Source organism: Phytohabitans sp. LZ39 (assembly GCF_059359075.1).
In genome coordinates, this window is record NZ_JCADBM010000025.1 from 149,316 (window position 1) to 172,644 (window position 23,329).

20 protein-coding genes and 2 tRNA genes are annotated in these 23,329 nt (G+C 67.0%); 9 read left to right on the forward strand and 13 right to left on the reverse strand.

Annotated features, from left to right (window positions below; all coding sequences use genetic code 11):
• The first annotated feature begins 130 nt into the window (after positions 1-130).
• On the forward strand, positions 131-598 hold the full coding sequence (locus AC5L36_RS36880) for a DoxX family membrane protein (protein ID WP_441223441.1): 468 nt from the start codon (positions 131-133) through the stop codon (positions 596-598).
• 76 nt (positions 599-674) lie between these two features.
• On the opposite strand, the gene AC5L36_RS36885 is transcribed toward AC5L36_RS36880, so the two are convergent.
• Positions 675-1,247: a hypothetical protein gene (locus tag AC5L36_RS36885; protein WP_441223442.1), complete on the reverse strand. Its 573-nt coding sequence runs from the start codon at positions 1,245-1,247 to the stop codon at positions 675-677.
• Between the two features lie 383 nt (positions 1,248-1,630).
• Between AC5L36_RS36885 and AC5L36_RS36890 the strand changes: the two genes are divergently transcribed.
• Positions 1,631-3,139, forward strand: a complete 1,509-nt coding sequence (locus tag AC5L36_RS36890) for a PKD domain-containing protein (protein WP_441223443.1) — start codon at positions 1,631-1,633, stop codon at positions 3,137-3,139.
• Between the two features lie 184 nt (positions 3,140-3,323).
• On the opposite strand, the gene AC5L36_RS36895 is transcribed toward AC5L36_RS36890, so the two are convergent.
• A tRNA-Lys gene (locus AC5L36_RS36895) sits at positions 3,324-3,395 on the reverse strand.
• Between the two features lie 482 nt (positions 3,396-3,877).
• Complete coding sequence (locus AC5L36_RS36900) at positions 3,878-4,846, reverse strand: hypothetical protein (protein WP_441223444.1); 969 nt, start codon at positions 4,844-4,846, stop codon at positions 3,878-3,880.
• Between the two features lie 222 nt (positions 4,847-5,068).
• Between AC5L36_RS36900 and AC5L36_RS36905 the strand changes: the two genes are divergently transcribed.
• A complete protein-coding gene (locus AC5L36_RS36905; RefSeq protein WP_441223445.1) occupies positions 5,069-5,200 on the forward strand; it encodes a hypothetical protein in 132 nt (43 codons plus the stop codon).
• A gap of 95 nt (positions 5,201-5,295) precedes the next feature.
• On the opposite strand, the gene AC5L36_RS36910 is transcribed toward AC5L36_RS36905, so the two are convergent.
• The 3 genes from AC5L36_RS36910 to AC5L36_RS36920 all read right to left on the reverse strand — a co-directional run bounded on the left by AC5L36_RS36910 (position 5,296) and on the right by AC5L36_RS36920 (position 11,388).
• Positions 5,296-6,060 carry a hypothetical protein gene (locus AC5L36_RS36910; protein ID WP_441223446.1) on the reverse strand — a complete coding sequence of 255 codons (765 nt, stop codon included), beginning with the start codon at positions 6,058-6,060 and terminating at the stop codon, positions 5,296-5,298.
• A 434-nt stretch (positions 6,061-6,494) separates the two neighbouring features.
• Complete coding sequence (locus tag AC5L36_RS36915; RefSeq protein WP_441223447.1) at positions 6,495-10,124, reverse strand: WD40 repeat domain-containing protein; 3,630 nt, start codon at positions 10,122-10,124, stop codon at positions 6,495-6,497.
• A gap of 529 nt (positions 10,125-10,653) precedes the next feature.
• The gene (locus AC5L36_RS36920; RefSeq protein ID WP_441223448.1) at positions 10,654-11,388 is read right to left on the reverse strand and encodes a hypothetical protein; all 735 of its coding nucleotides are present in this window, start codon (positions 11,386-11,388) and stop codon (positions 10,654-10,656) included.
• 552 nt (positions 11,389-11,940) lie between these two features.
• Here AC5L36_RS36920 and AC5L36_RS36925 point away from each other — a divergent pair.
• From AC5L36_RS36925 to AC5L36_RS36935, 3 genes are all read left to right on the forward strand, one after another.
• Positions 11,941-12,591, forward strand: a complete 651-nt coding sequence (locus tag AC5L36_RS36925) for a hypothetical protein (RefSeq protein WP_441223449.1) — start codon at positions 11,941-11,943, stop codon at positions 12,589-12,591.
• 132 nt (positions 12,592-12,723) lie between these two features.
• Positions 12,724-13,161 (forward strand): Rv0361 family membrane protein, encoded by a 438-nt coding sequence (locus AC5L36_RS36930; protein WP_441223450.1) that lies wholly within the window; start codon positions 12,724-12,726, stop codon positions 13,159-13,161.
• Positions 13,162-13,763: 602 nt separating this feature from the next.
• Positions 13,764-14,303, forward strand: coding sequence for a GNAT family N-acetyltransferase (locus AC5L36_RS36935; protein ID WP_441223451.1), 540 nt, complete (start codon positions 13,764-13,766; stop codon positions 14,301-14,303).
• 574 nt (positions 14,304-14,877) lie between these two features.
• On the opposite strand, the gene AC5L36_RS36940 is transcribed toward AC5L36_RS36935, so the two are convergent.
• The 3 genes from AC5L36_RS36940 to AC5L36_RS36950 form a co-directional block, all read right to left on the reverse strand.
• On the reverse strand, positions 14,878-15,318 hold the full coding sequence (locus tag AC5L36_RS36940; RefSeq protein ID WP_441223452.1) for a hypothetical protein: 441 nt from the start codon (positions 15,316-15,318) through the stop codon (positions 14,878-14,880).
• A 266-nt stretch (positions 15,319-15,584) separates the two neighbouring features.
• Positions 15,585-15,890: a hypothetical protein gene (locus AC5L36_RS36945; RefSeq protein ID WP_441223453.1), complete on the reverse strand. Its 306-nt coding sequence runs from the start codon at positions 15,888-15,890 to the stop codon at positions 15,585-15,587.
• Between the two features lie 67 nt (positions 15,891-15,957).
• Entirely contained in the window at positions 15,958-16,977 is a 1,020-nt protein-coding gene (locus AC5L36_RS36950; protein ID WP_441223454.1) for a fibronectin type III domain-containing protein, read from the reverse strand.
• A gap of 543 nt (positions 16,978-17,520) precedes the next feature.
• On the opposite strand from AC5L36_RS36950, the gene AC5L36_RS36955 reads away from it, so the two are divergent.
• A complete protein-coding gene (locus AC5L36_RS36955; RefSeq protein ID WP_441223455.1) occupies positions 17,521-17,988 on the forward strand; it encodes a hypothetical protein in 468 nt (155 codons plus the stop codon).
• A gap of 92 nt (positions 17,989-18,080) precedes the next feature.
• Here AC5L36_RS36955 and AC5L36_RS36960 read toward each other — a convergent pair whose 3' ends face one another.
• Entirely contained in the window at positions 18,081-18,680 is a 600-nt protein-coding gene (locus AC5L36_RS36960) for a hypothetical protein (RefSeq protein WP_441223456.1), read from the reverse strand.
• Complete coding sequence (locus AC5L36_RS36965) at positions 18,677-19,999, reverse strand: glycosyltransferase (protein ID WP_441223457.1); 1,323 nt, start codon at positions 19,997-19,999, stop codon at positions 18,677-18,679. Before AC5L36_RS36965 ends, AC5L36_RS36960 begins: the two co-directional genes overlap by 4 nt.
• A gap of 159 nt (positions 20,000-20,158) precedes the next feature.
• On the opposite strand from AC5L36_RS36965, the gene AC5L36_RS36970 reads away from it, so the two are divergent.
• A complete protein-coding gene (locus AC5L36_RS36970; protein WP_441223458.1) occupies positions 20,159-20,731 on the forward strand; it encodes a TetR/AcrR family transcriptional regulator in 573 nt (190 codons plus the stop codon).
• A gap of 491 nt (positions 20,732-21,222) precedes the next feature.
• Here the strand turns inward: AC5L36_RS36970 and AC5L36_RS36975 are convergent.
• Positions 21,223-21,295, reverse strand: a tRNA-Lys gene (locus AC5L36_RS36975).
• 143 nt (positions 21,296-21,438) lie between these two features.
• Positions 21,439-22,443: an ArsR/SmtB family transcription factor gene (locus tag AC5L36_RS36980; protein WP_441223459.1), complete on the reverse strand. Its 1,005-nt coding sequence runs from the start codon at positions 22,441-22,443 to the stop codon at positions 21,439-21,441.
• Between the two features lie 122 nt (positions 22,444-22,565).
• Between AC5L36_RS36980 and AC5L36_RS36985 the strand changes: the two genes are divergently transcribed.
• Positions 22,566-23,329 (forward strand): branched-chain amino acid ABC transporter substrate-binding protein (locus AC5L36_RS36985; RefSeq protein ID WP_441223460.1); only part of this gene is annotated, 764 nt, incomplete at its 3' end.

Here is a 23,329-nt window from a genome sequence, read left to right on the forward strand (position 1 = left end):
CGCGTACCCGCCGAAGAGCGGATGCGCAGGATTCCGTACACCCTTTGCCCGCACTCGACGGACGCCCCGAAGCCCTGTGACACGGAGTCTGGACGCATCGACGAAGACGACCAGAAACGGAGCGACCGCCATGACAGTCACGACCCCTCCGATGTCCCTCGACGGAATGCGCGCGATCCTCACCAGGTGGCTGGCCAAGCACAGCATCGCCCTGCTCCGCGTCAGCCTGGGCGTGGTCTTCCTGGGCTTCGGCGTCCTCAAGTTCTTCCCCGGCGCCAGTCCGGCCGAGGCCTTGGTGGCCCGCACGCTCGACACGCTCTCGCTGGGCATCGTCTCCGGCCGCGGCGCGGTGCTGCTGACCGCGGTCGCCGAGTGCTTCATCGGCATCACCCTGATCACCGGCAAGTTCCTCCGCGCCGGCCTCCTCGTCCTGGCCGCGTCGCTGGTAGGCATCATGTCGCCGCTCGTCCTCTTCTGGGGCGACATGTTCCCCGGCACCCCAACCCTGGAGGCCCAGTACGTCTTCAAGGACATCGTCCTGGCGACGGGCGGCCTGGTGGTGGCGGCGAGGGCCCTGGGCGCCCGCCTGGTGCCGTAACAAAGGACCACCGACCGGCGGGCCCCACCTCCAAGGGAGGCGGGGCCCGCCGGCGACGTGTTGTTGTCGACGCCCGTCAGGCTGTGACCCGCAGAGAGAGCAGATGATCGTTCAGGTGGTCACCGATATACGCCTGGTTTCCGCCTTTCCAGCCGCCCGAGCTCTGGTAGTCCCGCTCACGGAAGCCGTGGACCCAGTAGCAATTGCTATCGACCTTCCAGGAAGACGCCGTGCTCCACAGGGAGGCAAACGATGGATGCCCGGTATTGGGAAAACTGTAACCAGCGCTGTCGCACGGCCCGTCGTAGCCAAGGAGGCTGTAGCAGAAGTTCCAGCCACAGCCGTAGTCCGCGTCTCCAAAGATGCGTACGAGCACGTGCGGCCCATCGCCGTTACTGCTGGCCACCAGGGGCGGTAGCTTCTGGCCCGCGCGGACGCATCCGTGGTCGACAACCTCGGATTCGGATTGGCCCGGGACCAACTTCCTGACCACCGCATAGCAGTGAACGCCTGCGCTACCGACTTCGTCGGCCGCGTACACGTTTTCGCTCGCCGCCGACGCGCTGGGCGCGACGGCAGAAACAGCCGTAACGATGCCCACCCCCAGCACCGCGGCGATCCGGACAGCTACTTTTACAGGACTCGTCATGCCAGTCATCCCTCCACGAGGATTTCGCGGAAATGCTTCGGCGCGTATCCAGTCATCGACGTTAATCGACGGCTCTTGCGGCCGACTTTCGTCGTTCTGACGTTTCGCTGTACCGGGCCGGGCCATGGCTTATCGGTCGAACCGGGCGATCACTGGCATCTTCGTCCGCAGTGGGCAAGTGCCCCAAATGACCGTCTGATCGGTTGCTGCGGGCCGCTGCGGCATGGTCGAATCTGCACTAATTTTCGGCGTGAGCCGGCTCCCCTCTTCCAGACGAGGACGAGAATGCGCGCATTGCTCCGCGGCGGCATCACCGCGCTCGCGTTGACCAGGTCAACGGCGGCCCGGGCATCGGCATCCACAACAACGGCGCCGCCGGCACGGTGATCACCAACAACACCGTCCGGCAGCGCTGCACCGACGGCATCCGCGTCGACGGGCCGTCGTCCGGCGTGTCCGTCCAGAACAACTTCGTTCAGGACAACGGCAACTACGACCAGAACTTCTGCCTCGGCGTGGTCGCCAACGGCGCCGACCTCGGCATCTACGACGGTGGAGTCGGCAGCACTGTCGCCGACTACAACAACACCATCGCGCGGTCCGGCGACCTCGCCTACGCGTGGAACGGCACCCGGATGGACCTGGCTGGCTTTCGGGCCGCCTCGGGACAGGCCGCCCACGACCGCGCGATCGTGAACCTCCGCGACAACTACGACTCGGCGAACTCCGCCGCACCCGGCTACCCGGCCACCGACCGCATCGGAAGCGCCCGGGTCGACGACCCCGCGGTGCCTAACACGGGCGCTGGCCCGGTGACCTACGCGGACCGGGGCTCCATCGAGACCGCCCGCCTGCCGGCGCCGCGGACCAACGTCGCGCTGGACCTCGCCGCGATGTCGGTGACGGTCGACGCCTCCGCGTCCGAGCCGGGAATCGTCCCGATCGCGTCGTACGAGTTCGACTTCGGAAACGGCACGGTCGTGAAGCAGACCTCGCCGCTCATCACATACCGATACGGCAGGACGGGCCAGTTCTCGGTGAAGACGACCGCCGTCGGGACGGACGGCCGCTCGGCGTGGCGCTCGGACTTCGTCGAGTTCCTCCCGGTGACGGCGACGATGGGCCTGCTCTCCCGGCCGCTGCTCAAGTACGTGGGTGCGAGCGGGACGCAGACGATACTCGATGTCAGTCAGGCCTCGCTGACCGCCGACGCGCAGTTCGACCTGGCCGACGCGGGCTCGGGCCAGGTGGCCCTGTTCCACAAACGTTCCGGCAAGTACATCTCCGTGGGCGGCATCGACGGCTCCTGGATGCAGATGAACGCCCTCTCGGTCGACAACGCCGCACGGTTCACCCTCATCCGCAACGCCGACGGCAGCATCTCCTTCAAGTCGATCCACAACGGGTTCTACGTCGGCCTGCACGCGCTGGACATCCCAGTGCTCTCCGTCAGCCGCAACACAATCGGCGCGTGGGAGAAGTTCTACCAAGTGAAGACAAGCGACGCCGGGCGGGCGTTCAAGGCCAGTGCCAACGGCCTGTTCGTCAGCGCCCAGCAGGCGGGCGCCCAGCCGCTCAAGGCCGCCGCGCGCATAGCCCAGTCGTGGGAACGATTCGACATCATCGACCTCGGCGGCGGAAAGGTCGCGCTGTTCGCCCGGATCAACAGCATGCTCGTCGCCGCCGAGAGCGGCGGCAGCAAGCCGCTGCTCGCCGGCCGGGTCGCGGTAGGCACCTGGGAAACCTTCACCCTGATCCGCAACAGTGACGGCACCGTCAGCTTCCGGGCCGCCGCGAACAACCTCTACGTCTCCGCCGAGCGGGCCGGTGCCCAGCCGCTGATCGCCAGCCGGCCGGCCATAAACACGTGGGAGAAATACACGATCTTCTAACCCACCCCACTGGTCCAAGCCCTCCGAGCACCACCGACGTCAAGCGGAGCCGACGTCAACGCGAGCCAAATCACCCCATAGCTAGAGGACCCTCATCGGGCTACTCGCAGATCGTGACCTCATAACGAACAGACCACGCTCCACACCAGACAGAGTCGACACGAGAAAGAGCAGATCAGAAGGGTGGGCCGCCGGGGACTCGAACCCCGAACCTAAGGATTAAAAGTCCAACCACGGAACCGCTGGTCTACGGCACGACTGCCATCGACGTCGAACGGAGTCAACGCCCGTACGAGCTGGAGATCCAGGATGTGCACCGCTGGTCCGTCCAGCTCCGGAACACACGAGCACCCACGGAGCACCCAAGCCGAACCTACGGCTCAAGCCCAGCTGTGTCCGACGAGCCCGCTCATCGTCCGCTCCCCCGGGCCGGCCGCACGGCTACCGTTACGTTCAGTAGCGCGCGGATCGCGCCAGATGCGGTAAGCCCTCCGCGTGCCAGGGCACACGGGATCGCTAACCGGGGACGTCGCCACCAGCCGCTGTCGCCGGTCGCCAGAAAGGCCTGGTCACGTCGTTCGTGCCGCACGGTCAGCCCGGCGACAAGGCAACCTCAGCTTCCGCGCCCGCCCCATCCGCGCGTCGCCGCTATCAGGGCCGGCCAGCACCAACTCCCCGCCGTCAGTGAGCAGCCGGCCAAACGTCTGGGATCCCATGGGGGTCATAGAAGGGCCTCGCTCAGGACGCCAGCAGGTCGAAATGAAATCCCACGATGAACAGGGCAAACGCCAGCACCTTGAGCATGTGCGCCGGGCGCGGCCGGTCGAGTAGCCACGCGCCCAGCCGAGCGACTCCGGCAACAGGGGCGAGCGCGATTCCTAACAGGACGAACGGAAGATAGTCAATGGTGATCAGAAGTGCCATGCATCCGAGAATCAGCAGCACGTTTCCCCACCACGGCCAAGCGTCGCCGAAAAATGGTCGCCCGCCTGTATACAGCAGCACGACCGGCACGGTGAGAAGGATCATGAAGAGCGTAACGCCGATCAGGTTGTCCAGGCGAACCCACCGGCTGAGCACCTCGACCCTGACCCGTCGCTCGGCCGGCAGCTGATCGCTGATGAACTGGAAGATCATGGAATGGCCCACGGTCCAGCTGTCACGGGGCGTGTCGTGCCGCCGCGCGAGGAGGAAGGCCAACAGCTCGCGCTGGAACGCGGCGAGCGTGTCGGGGGCGATGTCGAAGCCTGGCTTTGCCAAGGGAGTCGGCTCCCCCGGCCACAAGAAGGAGACGGTGCGCACATTCCCGCGCCCGTCGCTCTCTTGGTAGGAGTGGTGCAGGCTCCAGAAGATCGCTCGGCCGAAACGCCAGATCCGAACCATCTGGATGAGCCGGAAGTAGTCGCGGTAGCGGCGCCACAGCGCGCCGGTTCGGTCGCCGAACACGCGAAGGGACTCAGGCTTGATCAGATCGAGCACGACCGCAAGTCCGGCGGCGAATTCCATCAGTTTGCCGATGCGTCCCCACCAGAGTAACGACAGTCCCCACAGCGACATCGAGGTGGTCGAGCCCCCGGCCGACCAGACCGACCAGACCTCGAGGTATCCAGGGAACACGCGGCGACGAAGGATCCACAGCGCGAGGAGACCGCCCAGGATCAGAGCCGTGAGGAGAGTACGTGCTGCTCTACCAGACAGCAGATGCATGCGAGGCACAACCGACTGTCTCACGAGTCGACGACGGTCGCCTGGACGCCCGCCTACGGCGAACATGGCCCCGGCCTCGGTGCGGCCAGGGCCTTCGAGCAGACTTGGCAAGGATTCGGAGAGGGCTACTCGGCAACAGGTCGGGCGGCGTCAGTGCTCAGCCGTGCGGCGCGTGCCCATGTATTACTCGAACAGCAGGCCGCACGTGGCAACGTCACCCACATGGCGATTGTCCTGGCCGCCCTGTTCGCCCTCGGGCTCGCGGTGGTCGGCGGGCCGCTGACCGAGCGCGCGATCTGCGGCAGATCCGGACATCCGATCATGTGCACTACGGGAAACCCCGCGAGCAGATGAACGGTCGGCTCGGCAGACGGTGCGATCACGGGCGACTGTACCGAGCGGTCTTCTTTCTCCGGCACCTCCATCAACAATCGCCGAGGCATCTTCGCTCAGCTGCGGCAGACGATCGTCGCGTCGTCGGTGGCGACGCCGTCGCGGATCTCGGCCTCCCTGACCCGGCGGATGATCTCGCCGGGTCCGTCGGTCTCCAGCAGGTGCAGCAGTCCCGCCCAGCCGGTGAGCCCGAAGGTGTCCACGAGCCGGCTCGCGCCGTTGCTGAGCAGCGCCGTCGCCGTCACCTCGTCCGCCGGGCAACTGCCGGTGATCGCCTCGTCCACCACCCGCGGGTCATCCTTGGCCACCCAGAAACCGCCTGGGCTGTTCCGTTGAGCCCGCAACTCCAGCAGCAGCCGCCGGTACTCGTCACTGCCCTCGGGAATGCCCTTCAGCCGGGCCTCGAAGGACCGGGCAATCACCACCTCGCGCGGATCGTGGGCGACGAACGGCTCGACCTCAGCCCGGCTAACGACCACCACCGCGTCGCCGAGGACCAGGTGCTCGACGAGCCCGCCGGAAAATCGGAGCATAGCCACGGCTGCGTACGGGCTGATCGAGTGGGCGACGTCGCAAGTGTCGCGGTGCTCGTCGGTGATCCGCTCGATACTCTCGGCCAGCACGTCGCGCAGGCTCCGGTCCTGGGACAGCGTGCCCAGGAGGGCACCGCCGAGACGGCTGGCGTACCAAGTCACGCCGTGGTGGCAGACCTTCTCGGCGCCGGCGATGCCACCCGCGCCGTCGACCAGGACCATGCCGGACGGAACGGCGCCGGCGAAGTCCTCATTGGTACGCCCGGGATGTCCCGCATCGGTTGCCATCCTTACCCGCATAACCCGATCATCACACGGTCGGTCCATCGCACTCCGCGACGATCACCGCCGACGGGGCGACAGGGCCCTTTCTCACCGATGCGCTGCCGGCGCCGTGATCGAGTATCCACTTCTCGGCATGTGCGTACGCCTGAGACGCTGGCCGGACACTGGCGCTGGCTGCGGGGAGTGAAGGGGCCGGGAGGCCGGCGCGCTTCGTCGCGGCTTGGAAACTCCAAAAGGACGAGGTCGCCGTGTTCGGCTGATGGACGACCATGTCGCGGCGGGACGTACGGTCCGTGACAGCCGCGTAGCCCGGACAGGTGGGTGGGGTGTCTATCGATGAGATTGTCGCGTGGAGCTGGGGCTGCGTTGCTGACTGCATTCTGGCTGGTTGGCGGTGGAGCGCGGTTGGGCGCTGGTGGCTTTCGTACAGGTGTTGATCAGTTGTCGGGCTGCTGATGATGGATGCCCATGATGCCGCGGACACCGCCGATGACGACGTTGCCGTTGGAGTCGGCCGCGATGGACCAGATGTGGGAGCCTACCCACAGATGGCGTTCCTGGCCGGTGGCGAGCTCTAGGAAGCCGAGCGTGCAGGTGTGTCCGCCGGTGAGGATGTACGTCTCACCGCGGATGTTGGCTACTTCGACCGCGTTTATCGCCATGTTATGTCCGCCGGCAAGGTCACCTGACCATAGGACGCCGCCGTCGTCGGCGTCCCAGACCTGAACGTGGGAGTTGCTACCGGCGCCGACCAGGACCCGGCGGTCGGCATGCCAGCCGTATGCGAACTCGCTGATGCCGTAAGGCCACTCGGCGTCGTCGGGTGCTTCATCCAGCACTAGATCGGTTCGCTCAACGGTGCCGTCGTCCGTTAGCGTCCACCGGACGACCTCGGGAGTGGGTATTGTCGTGGCGGTCACGAAACGAGTGGTGTTGGCGGGTCGTACCGGGTCGATCGCGATCCAGAAGGCCCCCGTGTGGCATTGAATCCTCGGGCGCACTTCGACGCCGGTGACCAAGTCGAAGAACGCTAGGGCTCCATCTACCCCGCACAGGACCACTGTCTGTGGCATCACCGGATCGACCTCAACCGCCCACCAGTCGCCCCGCGGGATCGCGACCTTCCGACGCTGTCCGGGTGCTAATGCGGGCCCGATAGTCAACAGGTCGTTGCTGCGGTGCAACGTCACCAGCGAGGGATGCTCGCCAGGAATGATGGCGATGTCGGATACGGGCGGATCGGGCGCCAATGCATGCTCCGCGAGTACGTCGCCGCTGCTGGCATCGACGACGACGTATCGGTCAGCACCCTCCTGGAAGACGGTAAGCGCGGGCACGTCAAGTGATCGAGGCATGTGTCGGATGTGCTGGTAGCGCCGTGTCGGCGAGCTATCGGGTGTCCTGTTCTGGTGGACCAACCGAACCGTCCCGTCACGCCCGCCGGTGACCAGGACGTTTCTGGTGCCGACGCGGGCGATCGCCACCGCGTCTATCCCGTTGTCGTGGACCGCGAGCCGGCGCCAGCCCGAATCCGGCGCCTCCCAGACATGGATGTCGCCAACGCTGTCGCCAACTGCCATGACTTTGCCGCTTTCGCCGAGCAACGCGGTGCTCATTGCCCCAGCGTGGTTCGAATACCCTTCCTCGCCAGCGGGAATGCCATACTCGGGTTCCCAGTGGAAGATCTGCCCCCCGATCGAGCCGCCGACAAGGACGGTCAACCGCCCACTGACTGAGGCGATCGCTGCGGACCAGATCCCCGCGGTGGGATGCCAGCCTGGCACCGCCGCGGCGGGGCGTAGCGGTTGACCCACCAGCGCACCCGTGGCCAGGTCCCGTACCTCGACTGCCAGGTCCTCGCGGCGGAGCCGCACGCTACGCGCGCCCTCATCCGCGAACCCGAGCACGACGAGTGGACGGCCATCGACCGATGCCACTGTGGTCACCAGTCGTCCGGACACGTCGACCGGCGGCCATGACAGTGGTTCGCCGCTGTCCGCGTCGTACGCCGACAGACGGTCATCGGATGTCTGGAGCAGGATCTGCCGGTCGTGATGCCGAAGCGTCCAAAGTCCGGACTTCGGTTGCTGCCGCATGATCGTCCGGGGCACGGTAGCGGAGAAGAGTGTCGCCCGGCGCACCTCGCCGTCTCTATGTGCGGTTAGGACGACGACGTCCTCGCCCTCGCGGAAAGCGACCATCCGCTGGATTTCGTCGTGCGGGTAGCTGATGCCGGTCGTAACGCGGGTGCCGTCCCGTAACCACCAGGCCCGGACCGCCCATTCGCTGGCGGCGACAATGACTGCACCGGCCCGGCTGTCGACGATGTGCACGGCCAGCACATACCCGTCGTGGTGGCCGAGGACCTGGGAGTCGTCGAGGTCCACCCACCGAGCCCAACGGGACCGCCACGGCCGGTCGGGGTCGAGCCGCCCAACCCGCTCGGCCAAGGCGTCGTCGCCCGCCATGCGTGCGGCCATCTCAAGGTAGCTGACGCGCTCTTCAGGTCCGGCAAGCAGGAGTTGCTGACCGACCCGTTCGATCAGACGCGCTCGACGGTGGCCCTCAGTCGTGCGGGCCGCTGGAAGCGCGAGCAGCAGCGGTGCTGCATCGGCGACGACCAAGAATCCGGCGTCGGCAAGCAGCTCGTCGAGGCATGCCCCGCGGGCGGCATGCGTGCACAGGTGCCGCCGTGTGTATTCGTCGTCGCCGGACCAGAGCCGCTCCCCGTTCTCACCCACCGACACACGTCCGATGAGCACACCGGCGATCCGACGCTGGATCTCATTCTCGGACCGCAGACGGAGGGTTTCCGCGCGCAGGTGTTCGGCGAGCGCCTCGTGGAACATGCGCGTAGCGATCCGGTCTCCGTTGGCGCTTTGCGCCACCAGGTCAACCGCCGGCGTCCGCAACAGCCGCACAACGTCCTGCTCGGTATATGCGGCCGTGCCCAGAGCCGTCGCCACGGCGGCCCAGGTCGCGAAGTCCGTTAGGCCGTCACCCTCAGCCCAGGCCAACGCTGTCAGCAGGTCCCGTGCCACCTCGTACTCCGGCTCGACCTCCCGCAAGTACCGGTCCATCGCGGCGCCCACCCCCGCCGGAAACGAGCTGATCGTCGCCGGATCGCCGATGTCGACCGACTCCGGCGCCGCCATCAACGCGAGCGCGGTCAACTGCGCGACGAGGAAGTTCGACCCCGCACGCGAGGCCACGGCGTCCGCGACCAGTCCCACGAGGTCGGGCCGATCCCGATACGGCGTGCGGACATCCCGATCAGCTTCAGCCAGCAGCGTCCGGCGCACGTAGGCCGCGACGTCCGAATGATCCAGATACTCATCACTGTCAAGATCGCGTATCACTACCGAATCGCCAAAGGCCCGCAGCAGCCCACCCTCACCACCTCTCCGGCTACCGAAGACGCACCTAAGACCGGTCGCCGCAGCACCGGCAGCCAGCGGCTCCAGCAAGTCCTGGATGAGCTGATAAGGCTGAATCGCCTCGTCCACCGCGTCCACGATCAGCACCCGACGCCGGCGGACGGACCGCAGCGCCGCGAGGAGACCTGTCGCACCGACAGGATCCAGACGAAGCCCAACCGCGATCTCGTCGCCGACTTCGTCAGCGGTCCTCCCGCGGGCATGAACAGCGACAGCCGACGACCGCCGGTCCAATTCCAGAAGGCGGCCGAGCACCGCGGACTTCCCCGATCCCGGGTCGCCGGTCACCAGCCGGCCACGCGGATCAGCAAGAGGATCGCCGCACCAAGCGATCAGATCCGCCAGCACCGCCCGCCGACCGGTGAAATAACTGCCCTTACGAAGATGTGTCGGCAGCACACCCCGCGCCCGCGGCTCAAAATGGTTGTGCAGCTGGACGACCTGCCTACCAACCACTGCGGACACCCGCTGCTGGCGATCGCGAAGCCGGTCAACCACCGGCGGGACCACAAAGCCCAGACCGACGAGCACCAAGGTCAGGACGAGAACGGGGAGTCGCACCTCGTCACCGGAAAGCAGCCCGACCAGCGCTCCAACCCCGGCCACTGCTCCGGGCAGCAGATAGACCAACCACCGACTCCACCGCACCACACCATCCTCTGTGGAATCGACGCCCCGGCACAACGCAGTCCGACCCCGAACCGCTCGGCGGCCTAACCCAGCCCAAGAACATCGGCAACGCGTCCCGCCGGGTTGTCACCCTCGGTGACGAGCGGATCGCGGCAGATGAGGATGGGCTGTCACGTCCGGTCAAACGCGTCGGCGCATTGCCTTCGTGGCTTAGAACGCGATCTCGGTGTCGCCCTACGACGCTCGTTCGGATGTCATAGCTCATGTCGAGGGAGAAACACTCATGTCGAAATCCGCAATGGATCGGCCGGAGTATTTGGGCGACCCAGCCGGTCTTCGCGATCTCGCCCGCGGTGCCTCGCGCTCTCCGATACCCCGGCACCAACCGGATCACACGTTCACCCTCGACCCGGCCGAGCACAACACGCTCGACGTGTCCTACGCGGTGGTGCGCGCGACGTCTGTACTGGTCATCGTCATGGGACGGTACCAGGGTCCGGGCTCGTCCGGACCCTGGTACGTTTCCCAGTCAGCTGGTGCTGAACCGCCAGCCTTCAAGTACGGTGGGCGCCACCGTGGATCCGGCCACGTTGCTCCGCTCCCAGCAGTGGCCGCCGAAGCCGCCCGGCCGCTGGGCGTTGTAACTCTGCCAAACCAGCTGGCCCGTGTAGGCGACGTTGAACACCTCGACGCCGTACCTGCCGACGACGCGGCTCTGCGGCGGAACGGTGACCGTCGCGTTGATCCCGATCTGGGTCGTCCGGGACTGTACGATCTGGACACTCACCGTCGACTGGAGCTTCTCGGTGAGCTGCGCCGACGTTCCGAGCGTCACGGTCACCGTGAACGTGTTCGACACTGACGAGGTGAAGGTAGCGTCGATCGGCGAGGTCAGCGTGTTGTCGACAACCCGCCCGTCGCTGACCGCGAACGTCGGCGAGGCGGAATTGATCGTGTAGTTCACGCCTTCCCAGACCAAGACGTTCCGGCTCGCGGCCCGGACCTTCCAGACGATGCCCGGGTCAGTCGGGCACGCGATGTCGGGACCGTACAGACCCGCGTGCGCAGGTGTGGGCGCGACCAGCGTCGCCACCCCCGCGGCGACCGCGACGAGCGCGGCCGAGGTGGATCGCCGCCGCGACAGGATTCTCAACATGCTGGTGACGCAGACCGTAGCAAGGTTGGCCATCAGCCGGATACTCCGTCTGGTGTGCGATTTCGACAGTTCACGCCCGGTATTCGCCGAGCGTCTCCGGAAGACCATGAAGCCTCCATATGTGGATGGATGAGCGTGGTGCGTCGTGGGCCGCCTGTATGTATTGCCACGCATCACCCCGCGACTGGTCAAGGAATTGGCTGCGGTCAAGCGCCCGCGAACCGGAGGCTGCGTTTTCGCGCGGGTCGAATACTGCGCGATCGCGCAATGGTCAAGACGGATAGCGCCCAGCCCTGGACCGCCAACTGAGTCGATCTTGACGCTGTCGACCCGCACCCCGTCCTGATCCAGACGATCGCACGCGCCTTGGACGTACCGGAGGAGGATCTCGCCACGATCGCCGGCCTCGACGACGCACCCACCGGCATGTCACCGCGTATCAATGCTCAGCACGGCGGACCACAGTAGCAACACACCCACATCGTCACGGTCACGCCGCCGGCGGGCGAATGTCGTCACGCCTCGTACCGAGCACCTCGCGGCATGAGCGTAAGTTCGGTCGCGTCGGGGTGCCTCGTGCCCGTGCTACCTTGAGCGGGTTAGAGACCCCTTCCGCGCGTCGGACGTGTCTGTATCGTCCTGCGGAAGGAGTGGCAACTCATGCCACGTCTCTATGGTCCCGGGCACTTCACCGAGGACCCTTACTCGCAAATCGTTTCGCCCCACGGCATTCCGGTGGACGATCTCGTCGCTGTGCTCCAGAAGGAGATCAGGCGCAGCCGCATCGACAACGCCGTGCTCGCCGCCTACGAGATGTTCACCACCTCGCCGGATGTCGCTCAGCACCTGTGGCGGCGCCTGCGGCTCATCGCGGTTGAAGACGTGGGGATGGGTCTGCCCCTCGGGCCGGTGCTGATCGACGTGCTCCACCGTAATTTCAATGACGCCCCGGGTGGGGACTGGATGATGGCGTGTCATGCCGTGCGTCTGCTCGCTTCCGCGCCCAAGGACCGCACCAGTTCCGAGCACGCCGACTGGGTCGCCACGAAGGTCGCTCTCGGCGAAGCGTTGGTCGAGGTCCCTGACTACGCCCACTGCGTGCACACACGCGCCGGTCAGGAACTCGGGCGCGGTCTGACGCAGTGGTGGGACAACGGCGCTCTCGTGCGCGAGGAACTGCCCGCGGCGGATCACCGATACCGTGACGAGCTGATCGAGATCCACCGCCGCGACGAAGCGGAGAACGGGACCGCACCTCGCCCGTCCCGTTGGCAAGCGCCACCGCGGCTCCCGACTGCGACTGAGATGTAGGCGTCGCTTACGCACTCTCATCGGCAAATGAGTGACTTTGCCGCGCCGCACCGCGGATCCCGCCGCCAAGGCCGCGGCGCCAGATAGCGAACACCACGTACAAGGTGGCAGGAAGCCTCTACCCTCGCTGCCATGGCCGGCAAGGCAGCAGACTCCACCCGTGGCTTCATGATCACGATCCTCGGCGCAGGCATGCTGCTCTGCTGCGGCGTCCCGATCGGCACCGGCTACTTCTACCTCAAAGACTCAGGAGACGAGCCCGGCATGCGCGCCGCCGGCCAGGCATACCTCACCGCCGTCGTCCATGGCGAGAACGAAACCGCCTACGACCTCCTCTGCGAATCCGACCGACGCAAACAGCCACGAGCGACCTGGGAACCCGTCCGCGACCGGCGCACCACCCCGACCGGCTTCCGCATCACCGCCGTCACCGTCACGCGCCAGCGCGGCCCCACCGAACGCGCCGTTACCGCCGACATCACCTACGCCAGCCACCCGACCACGGAGGTAAACCTCTACGTCGAAAAGCAGGACGGTGCCTGGAAGGTGTGCAACCCTCCGCCACTGTGATCCCCCGACGCAGATGTTGAGGTCATGCAGTTGACATCAGCGGTTGACGGCTCGATGAAACACTCCGCCTTTCTTGGTCATGTCGACTACCGCACCGACGTGTTATGTCTCAAGGCGCGGTCCATACGCGGCTGGCTAGTCGACCGCAAACTCTGCGCGTCAAGCGGTGCATTTAAGGGCGGAACCTGCGGCTATCTGGCCGATGTCCGGCGAGGACGCTTCCGAATCCCACTACCAAAACGCTGACGAGTGCCCACCCGAATACGGTCCACATCACAGAACCCATTCGGCCGCATGTCGGGGAATCCAGAAGGTTGCTTGCTTAAGATCTACGACCGGCAGAAGGATGTCAAGCGCATAGACCCACGAATTGAATGGCAGCGAGCCGGCGGGCGAAATGTCAGCTCCAGCATCAATAGACTCACGATAGTACTGGGCCTCACCGCCATCGACGGCAATGCCAGCACCGCCGGCGCCAACGTCGCATGACCCGACCCGCCCGGCAGCCGCAGACAACCGGCGCCACCTGGAGCCGCTTACGCCATCGGCGACCACCGCCGGTAACTCACCCCGAAGGGTCGAGGTCGAATACGGTCGCGCCCGTGCTCCAAGTCCTCGACCATGAGATGGTGCCTCGGATAGAGATCCGCCCGCTGACCGCAGCCGATCCCGTCCCGATCGCGCAGGCGTTCAGTGCGCTCGGTTGGCCAGGAAAGTCTGTCGACCAGTACCGGCGTTACCTCGATGACCAGACCGCCAAGACGCGCGCCGTGCTCGTCTCATTGTTCGAAGGACGCTTCGCCGGCTACCTGACCGTGCGATGGAGCAGCGACTACACACCGTTCCGCGCTGCCGGCATCCCCGAGGTCGTGGACCTGAACGTGCTTCCACAGTTCCGCCGCAGACGGATCGCTTCGACGCTCATGGACGCAGCCGAGAACCTCATCGTCTCCAGGAGCGACACCGCAGGAATCGGCGTCGGCCTCAATGCCGACTACGCAGCCGCCCACCTCATGTACCTACGCCGCGGCTACCTGCCAGACGGTCGCGGCGTGGCTTATCGTGGGATCACCGTCCAGCCCGGCGCCCCGGTGAAAGTGGATGACGATCTCGCACTCATGATGACCCGCCGACTTCGGTAGCGACAGCGACCGCTAGCCGGTCACTGGTACGAGACCGGTGTCGGCCTCACACAACGTCATCACCGCTGCCAGCCAGGTGAAGCCCCCGTACGCAGCCCTGTGCACGTTTATCGGGTCTGTCGCCGATCTTGTGACGGCGGGCGACGCCCGCCAAGATCTGCGCCGTGCTCTCGGGATTTCTGACGACGGTCTTTCCTCATCTGTCCAATGTGGTTGTTGACCTGGTCGAGCGGTCGGCCAACGTTGTCGTGATGCGAGGGCGGTCTCGGGCTCGGCGAGGCCACTGTCCACAGTGCTCCACGCCCTCGACGCGGGTGCACGGCCGGTATCTGCGGCGGGTGGCTGCGCTGTGGTGATCGAGTTGTTGGTACGCCGGTTCAAGTGCGTGTCCGACGCATGCTCTGCGGTGACGTTCGCCGAGCAGGTCGAAGATCTGACCCGGCCACACGCTCGTCGTACCCCGCTGCTGCGGCGCATCCTGGCCCAGATTGCGGTCGCGCTTCATGCCGAAGCGGCGGCCGGCGACGAGCCGTTCGTGAGACTCGGCGGGCACGCAGTACCAGGGCATCTCCCATCACGACCCGACCCGATCGGCGGGCGATTGGTCAGTCGGCCATGGGTGACGGCGCATCCTCTGTTGTACCGGCCACCGCCTCGTGGCGATCGCCACGAGGAAGACAGCGGTGAGGACGAACCAGATGCCTCCGTTGATGCCGTCTTCCAGGTTGCCGCGCGGTCCGCCGCGGTGGGCCACCGTCGCACCGATCATCGCGACGATGAAACTGCCGACGAACATCGCGACGGCGCCAACGATCGCGACGATGAGTCGGACGACGAAGGGCGCGCGGAACGCGCCGACGACGAAGATCGCGAAGGCCGCCAGGGCACCGAAGAGCAGGTTCATGTAGTCGGTCAACTCGGCCACGTAGCGGTCGGCGCTGAAATAGATGACGGCCTTGACCACCTGCGTCGCTCCACCGACGAGGCCGATGACCGAACAGATCCCGAGCAACACCCGGCCGACGATCACTGAGACATTCACGGGTCACAGTGTAGTCGTCATAATCCGGGAGGGTCCCGGCCATGCGCCTCCGGGTCTTCGCTGGAGAGGCCGCAGCAGGCGACCAGGCGTAGCAAGGTGTCCTTCGCGAGACCACATTGGACAGACGAGGAAGGATCGTCTTCAGAAATCCCGAGAGTGCGGCGCAGATCTTGGCGGGCGTCGGGCGCCGTCACAAGATCGGCGACAGACCCCGTTTATCCGTAGTTGATGGACGTTCGCTACCGAGCTCGGCGAGGTCGGATCTTCCGGGATCCGCTCGAGCTTCCCCAGGTGTTGAGGGCCGTCACGCGACTGGTGAGCAGCAGGGTGCCCCGGTGGGAACCACGCACGATCCCGTTTCCGTCGCGCACCAGCGCACCGGGCTGTACCAGAACGCTTGGGTCGTCGGCGTTGTCCACGATGAGAAGCCAACGATCTGGTAGCGCCTCCAAACGCGCCCAGACCAGGTCGATGAGGCTGAGCGGACCGGAAAGCGCCTGCTTCACCTCATCCGATGTGGCCCCGATCCGAAGTGCCAGGTCCATCAGGCCAGCATAGGGACGGTGATCGTCGCGCCGACGCCGCCACGAGTACGCATCGACGGCTTTGTGCTTAGGCCTGCCGGACGGTGCAGGGCTCCCCACTGATCGCGAAGTCGCCGGGTAGCGTGGCGTCGCCGTTCTGGCTGACGAAGGACCAGAACATCGCCTCCGTACCGGACGGGAGGCTGCTGCCGGGTTCCGAGAACAGGACGGCGTCGGCGGCGTCGCGCGCCAGCCGGGGCGAGGTGAGCGTATGCGCGACGGGCATCCGGAAGGTGACCGCCCACCGGTCCAGCGCCGCCGCCGTGGTGTTGTACACCTGAACGGTCAGCTGGTAGTAGTTGCCGTCCGGGTCCAGGGTGATCAAGCACTGGGGCAGGTGGGTGTACGGCGCGGTGGTGAACAACAGCGGCTCCGACCGCGGAGACCGGTTGCCGCTCGAGTCGATGGCGCTCACCGCCACGATGTACGACGTCGCCGCCGTAAGTCCGCTGAGGTGCATGAGCGTGCCGGACGAGGTGGCGACCCGGGTCCAGACCCCGTCTTGGAGTACTTCGCCGACGTAGGACGCGACCCGCGCGTTGTCCGTCGCCGGAGGGAAGGTCACGGACACGCCGAATATGCCCAACCGTTGCATCGTCGGGGATCCCGGCGCGGTCGGTGGCTCGGATTCCGGCGTGGGTGGGGTGACCACATGGGTGTAGGCGGATGGTGTGCTGTCGGCGCGGCCCGAATCCGGTATGGCGTGGGCGATCAGCCGGAAATTGTGCGCGCTGTCCGGCGCGAGACCTGTCACCGTCGCTGACAGCGCCGTCGTGGTCAGGATCGGCACGAAGACGGAGGGGCTCGCCCGCTCTACCGTGTACGCAGCCACCGGGCCCGCGACGGCGGTCCAGGTGAGCGCGACGCTGGTCGGGCTCTGCGCGACGGCGCTGGGGGTCTTGGGCGTGGGCAGCCGGTCGGCCGTCGCGGCCGAGGCGGCGTCCGGCGCCGCGGCCACCATCGACAGTCCGATCAGGACGATGATGGCGGCCGCCCTGGTACGACGCGTCGCGCGGGCATACGTCTTCGTGGCGCCGAAGCGGGTCATGCGCGGATCGTACCGATCGGTGACGGCTTCGGATATAGGCGTTCTTCTATCTGAAACGGATCCGCGCCTTCACGGGTGTCTGCCGGGAAGCGGTGGCCCGATCATGACCCGTTGTTCCCGTCCGCCTGGTCCGACCGGCTCGACCAGTTCTTCGCTGACGTTCGAGTGCAGCACGTCGACGGCGGGCACATTCTGCCGCTTGAGCGCCCCCGGGAGTTCGCCGCAGCCCTAGCCGCCGCAGCGGCTGCGGCTGCTTGAGCAACAACCGCGGGAACTCCGGCAACTACAACATCCGCAACTACCGCGCCTGAGGGCCACGCCAGGCCGTCAGGATCACGGTCGCCTTGCTGGCGGCGACCGGTAGCGGGTAGGTCAGCTCGGCTCGTCGCCGGGCACGCGTATCTTCTAGACGAGATCCAACCTCAGGCCCGAAATCGGCACTTCTGGATCCGTCGTGCTAGAACGATGGGTATGCGAATTCCGCCCGGATATCTATTGCTATTTGTGGTCACCGCTCTGTTCGCGGCAGGGTGCTCATCGCCGATGGCCGGACCGGACACGACTTCGACCAGCGGCCCCGCGTCCACACCCAGCGAGGCCGGCTCGACGTCGGCGTCCGCCACTGCCAGCGCGCCGACGTCGTCGGCGTCCACGCAAACGCCGCTCACGGCCGCCAACGGCACCGACGTACGTGCCTGCCGGAACGCGGACTGCGAGATTCTCATCAGTGGCCAGGTCGAGATCCCCCTCGCGCCGAAGTTCGGCTGCACAAGGTTCGCCGTCGTCTACTTTCCCCCAAACCGGGTGGCATTCAACGTCGACTGCGCCAAAACTGGCAACGTGACCGGCTACTTCCTCGGCAGGGGCACCCTCCGCCTCGTCATCGCGGTCACCCTCGAGGTCGACAAGATCGACGGTACCGGCGCCGTGCTCCACTTCCTGCCCAAGAACACGACAGAGGATCCAACGAGAAATCAGGTGTCCGGACAAGATGGCGCCGCCTTCACCTGACGCCCAAGCATTCGACGCCTTCCGAAGCCTCGGCCCACAACCCTGCTGACCTACCGACGACTCCGCAAGGCCGCCACCAACTGAGACACGGCCTAATGTCCGCGACCGCCGCGGACGGTTTCGCCAAGCCGGGCTTGGGTGGCCGTGGTCGAGCTGGTTGTTGGTTGGCTGGAAAGGGTGGCGATGCCGACGGCGATGGTGGGTAGGGCCCAGAGGGCGATGGAGGGCTCGACGGGTGCGTTGGTGGCGGCTAGCGGGAACATGAATACGACGGGGTAGAGGCCCATGGTGAGCGGGGTGAAGCGGCGCCAGCCGTGCCAGCGGTGCTCGCGGATCACGGCTGCTCCGGCCATGGTCATGCCGATGGCGGTCAGCAGCGCCCCGATGGGCAGGATGGTGTCAGCGGTCTCGCCGGTGGTGATGGAGACCAGTTCGGCGGCGATGAACACGACTCTGCCGGCGGCGGCGGTGCCGAACCCGGCTTTTCCGAGTCGTCGGGTTCCGTGGGGTCGTTGTTGGGCGAGCCCGATGATGCCGGCCAGTAACAGCGCCTGGGTGGGTAGCCAGATGGCTTCGGCGATGTAGAAGCGGGTGCTGCCGTCGTCGGCGGCGGCTCCGGCCAGTGAGGCGGCGAGCCAGCCGGCGCCTGCCGCGATCCAGGCGCCGGCGGTGAGGCGGGGGTGGATGGTCATGAAAACCTCCTCGGCTGTTGGTCCTCCCGCTGTCGGTTGGCGACGATCAGCTCGTCGATGATCTCGGCGAGTCGGTGCACGCCGCGGCTGGCGGCCATGTGTTGGGCGATGCGGCTGGCGGCGTCCCGGTACCGGCGGTTGTCGAGCACGGCACGAACGGCGCGGCGGATCGCGGTTGGTGTTGGGGTTTCGGTCTTGAGGCGGCGTCCGACGCCGGCCCAGGCGATCCGGGCGATGACTTCGGGCTTGTCTTCCTGGCTGCCGGCCGCGACGATCGGCACGCCGTGGCGCAGGGCGTACTGCACGCCGCCGTACCCGCCGTTGGTGACGAAGACGTCGGTTTTGGGCAGCAGGTCGTCGTACGGCAAGAACTCAGCGGCGCGGGCGTTGCGGGGCAGCGGCGGCAGCGTGTCCACCGGACGCCCACCGGTCGCGACGACGACCAGCACGTCCTGGTCGGCGAGCCCGTCGAGGGCGGGCGCGATGAGCTGGCCGTAGTCGCGGTTGGCGAGCGTGCCCTGGGTGAGGTGGACGACCGGTCGCGAGCCGTCGAGCTCCGGCCACCACGCAGGACGCGGCGCCTGCGAGCCGGAGGCCGAGATCGGCCCTACGAAGTGCAGGGTGGCCGGGGCGTCCGACCGCGGATACTCGAACTCGGGCACCGTGAACTGCACAATCGCCTCGGTGTGCCGCGGCCAGTCGAGCACCGCGAAGGGGATCGAGCGGCCGTGCAGCCGGTGGAAGGTGTGCTCGGCGATCCGCTCGGCCGGCGGAAAAACCGTCTTGGCGGCGACCGCGGCGAGCATCGCGTTGCGCAGTCTGCCGAGTGGGCCGCGCAGCGGGAGCAGCCCCATGCCGAACGGCGCCGTGTCGCGGCTGGAGATCGTCAACGGGCAGATGCCGCCCACCACGATCGGCGGCCGGAGGCTGAGCGGGTGGCCGAGCAGGAACGCACCACCCACGAATCCCGGTTCGGTCAGGAGCACGTCGGCCGGCTCGGCGGTGTGCGAGGCCATCACGATGTCATGTTGCGGCAGCCCGGGGCGTACGAAGATGTGCTCGATGTCGTGGGCGATCGCCTTCGTACCCTTCAGGGCGGCCCGTTCGGGGAAGGTGTGGTTCCAGTCCTGCCGGTCGTCGAAGTCGGCTTCGGCGGGCAAGGCCAGATGCTGCGCGCCGGTGGCCTCGACGGCTTCGGCGAACCTGGATCCGGTGAGGAACCGCACCCGGTCCCCGCGCTCGGCGAGATGCCGGGCGATCGCGAGCAGCGGCGTGACGTGCCCGTGGATGGGCACAGCCGCGATCAAGATTGACGACATGGCGACCCCAGGTGGCTCCGGAGCGGTGGGATAGATTGGGACCCATGGAGCAGTATTCATCTGCATGCCGTGGTAGTCAATATGACGGGGGCTGACGGCCGCACCCGTAGCTACCGTTCCGAGCTTCGGCAGCGGCAGGCGGCCGAGACCAGGAGGCGTGTGGTCGAGGCCGCCGGTGAGGTGTTCAGCGAGCATGGGTACCAAGCCGCGACGTTCGCGCAGATCGCGAACCGGGCCGGCGTCTCGATCGAGACGGTGCGAACGAACGGCCCGAAGGCGGCCCTCATGTGGGCCGCGGTCGAGGTGGCGTCATTGGGCGTCGAAGGACGCGACACCGACATCTTCGCCACCGATGTCGGCAAAGCCATGCTCGAGGTCGCTGACCCGGACGGGTTCGCGGCGTTCCTGGGTCAGACCATGCTCGCGGTCAACGAGCCGGCGGCCGGTGTCTGGACCGCGGTCACCGGCGCCGCCCACGGCGACCGCGAGCTGCGCGACCACCTTGCGCAGCGGCTCGCCGCAATCAGAAAACAGGTCGAGAACGTCCTACGGGTGGTCGCCGAGCGCGGCTGGCTACGCACTGACGTGCCCTTCGACGACCTCGTCGAAGCCTGCTGCGTCATCACCAGCGTCGAAAGCTACGTGCGCTTCGTACGCCTCGACGGCAAATCCGCCGAGGAATACAAGGCCTTCATCACACGGACGATCGCCGACACAATCCTCGTACGCTAAACCGCCAGCCGGGACAGTCCCCGACCCGTTGATACCGACGCAGTGCACTGGGAGCGCGTTCGCAGATGCGGCAGCAGATCGACCAGACACCCATGATCGCACCCTCCGCAGAACCCTGCACAATGGACAGTCCCAAAGGACCAATCTCGATCAACGGGAGTGGGCCAGCTGGGCGAGCAGCGTACGGGTCTGCCGGGACGGGATGCCCGGCCAGGCTCGCCGCGGCCGGCGTGCCCGGCCCTGGGTGCAGGCCGAGCGGCCGAAAAGAGCCGCCCCGCCAGCGGGCTGAGCACGCGGTACGACCACCACTACCAAGTCTGCGGGCGTGGCGGCGGGCGCCGGTGGGACACCGCGCGGGCGCCGCAGAACGACACAATCCACAGGACGGAAGCCGCAGGCCACCGCATCGGACACTCATCAAAGCAGGACAGATTGGCGCACGCGAAAAGTAGCGACACGGCAACGGTGCACCATAGCCGCAGGTCAGAGGGTGGGCCGCCGGGGACTCGAACCCCGAACCTAAGGATTAAAAGTCCTCAGCTCTGCCAATTGAGCTAGCGGCCCGCGATCAACCAGGTTACCGGAGCCTCTGGCACCGTGGCCTGCGGCTTCCACCCTGAGGATCGAGTCGGGACTTCGATGACGGAGCGTGTCGCTCCCTGGACCTTGACGCACCCCTTGCCGGGCTCCGGGCCGGGACACAGCCGCTACTGGCCGGCCGCACCGCGATCGGCACCTGGGGAAGGTTCACGCTCGGCTGAGCGAGCCTTCGGCTGGACGGCCGTGAGCAGCCGGTGGCCGAGTGGGGTCAGGACGTGCCGCACCGCGCGGCCGTCACGGCGGCTGCTCACCAGGCCCGCGCCGCGGAGGGCAGCGGCGTGCATGGACGCCGACGCGACGCTGATGTCCAGGGCATGCGCGAGACCGCTTGTGGTGTGCTCGGCGAGCAGCGCGCGCAGGATCCTTGCGCGGGTGGCCCCCAGCACATCGACCAGCGCGTCGTGGTGATCGTCGCGCGGAAGACCCCAGTGTGCGGGCGCGAGCGGATAGCAGAGGGTTGGCTGCGTCCAGCCGAGAGCCACGCCTGGTCGGCTCCAGATCGACGGCATCAGGCGAAGTCCTCTCCCGGCGAGGTCGACGTCGCCGTCGATCGGCGTGTCGATCTCGAGCACGCCGTCCTGCCACCGGATGCGGGGATGAAGCGTGTTCAGCGCGGCCGCTATGCCGTGGCTCGCGACCTGCCACGCCCGGTGGCTGAGCTCGGCCGAGGCGGCGCGCTCGATGCCGGGCCACAGCGGTGCCATGACGTTGTCGTAGTAGGCGTGCATGGCCACGCCCAGGTCCGCCAGCGCGCCCGCACGCCCCCGGGCCAGATCACGGATCCAGGGTGACGGTGGAGACCGCCACGGCAGCTCTTCAAGCTCCGCCTGGATCCGCGCGGCAGGCGTGGATCGCACGCGGTCGAGCGCCTCGTCCAGGCAGCTTGTCGCCTCCGGACAGAGGAACTCTGGGACGCTGCCGTGTGCCGGCACGATGTCGAGCAGCTGTCGCGCCGCGGGCGCGAGGCGTGATCGCCGGGCGAGCCACAGCCGCCGGAACGGGCTCGCGGGCTGCTGGAGCAGCTGGGCACTCACCGCCAGCTCGCAGTAGGGGCCCGGGGGCGCGAACGCCGTCCGAGCGAGATCTTCTACGCCGAACCGAAGCCGCATCATCCGCACACCCCCATCGCGTGCCCGTGCCACGTTTCAGCAGCACTTGAAAGGTTTGCACGCATCGCACCCGGCCACCAACCATGACTTCGATGGCCGACAGCCGACGAAGGAGGGTTCGAGCCTTGAGGCAGAAGCTCGCGCGGGCGTTCGGTGGCATCGCCATCGCCGCGCTCGTATTCGGTGGCGCCGCGTGCCAGGCCGGAGACGACGACGGCGGAGACGGCGGTAGCGGTAGCAACGCCGCCTGTGGCATGAAAATCGGCTTCTTCGGCCCGCTCACCGGCGACGCGGCCGGTCTGGGCATCCACATTCGCAACGGCGCCAAGCTCGCCATCGACCAGTACAACCGGGACAACGCCGGCTGCACCGCGGAGATCGTGGAGTACGACTCGCAGGGTGACCCGGCCAAGGCCCCGGCCCTGGCGACACAGGCGGTCGGCGACCAGAAGGTCATCGCGATCATCGGCCCGGCGTTCTCCGGCGAGTCAGAGGTCGCCGACCCGATCCTCCAGTCGGGCAACCTGCCCACCATCACCCCGTCGGCCACCCGACCCAGCTTGAGCACCAAGGGTTGGAGCGTGTTCCACCGCGGCGTCGGCAACGACACTTCGCAGGGTCCGGCCGCGGGCCGGTACATCAAGAACGTGCTGAAGGCCGAGAAGGTGTACGTGGTCGACGACCAGTCGGCGTACGGCGCCGGCTTGGTCGACGAGGTCAAGAAGGTCATCGGCACGCCGGTCGGTGAGGACAAGGTCCAGGTCAAGCAGACCAACTTCTCCGCGGTCGTGACGAAGATCCGTAACTCCGGTGCCACGGCGCTGTTCTTCGGTGGCTACTACACCGAGGCGGGCCTGCTGCTCAAGCAGCTCAAGGGCGCCGGCTGGCA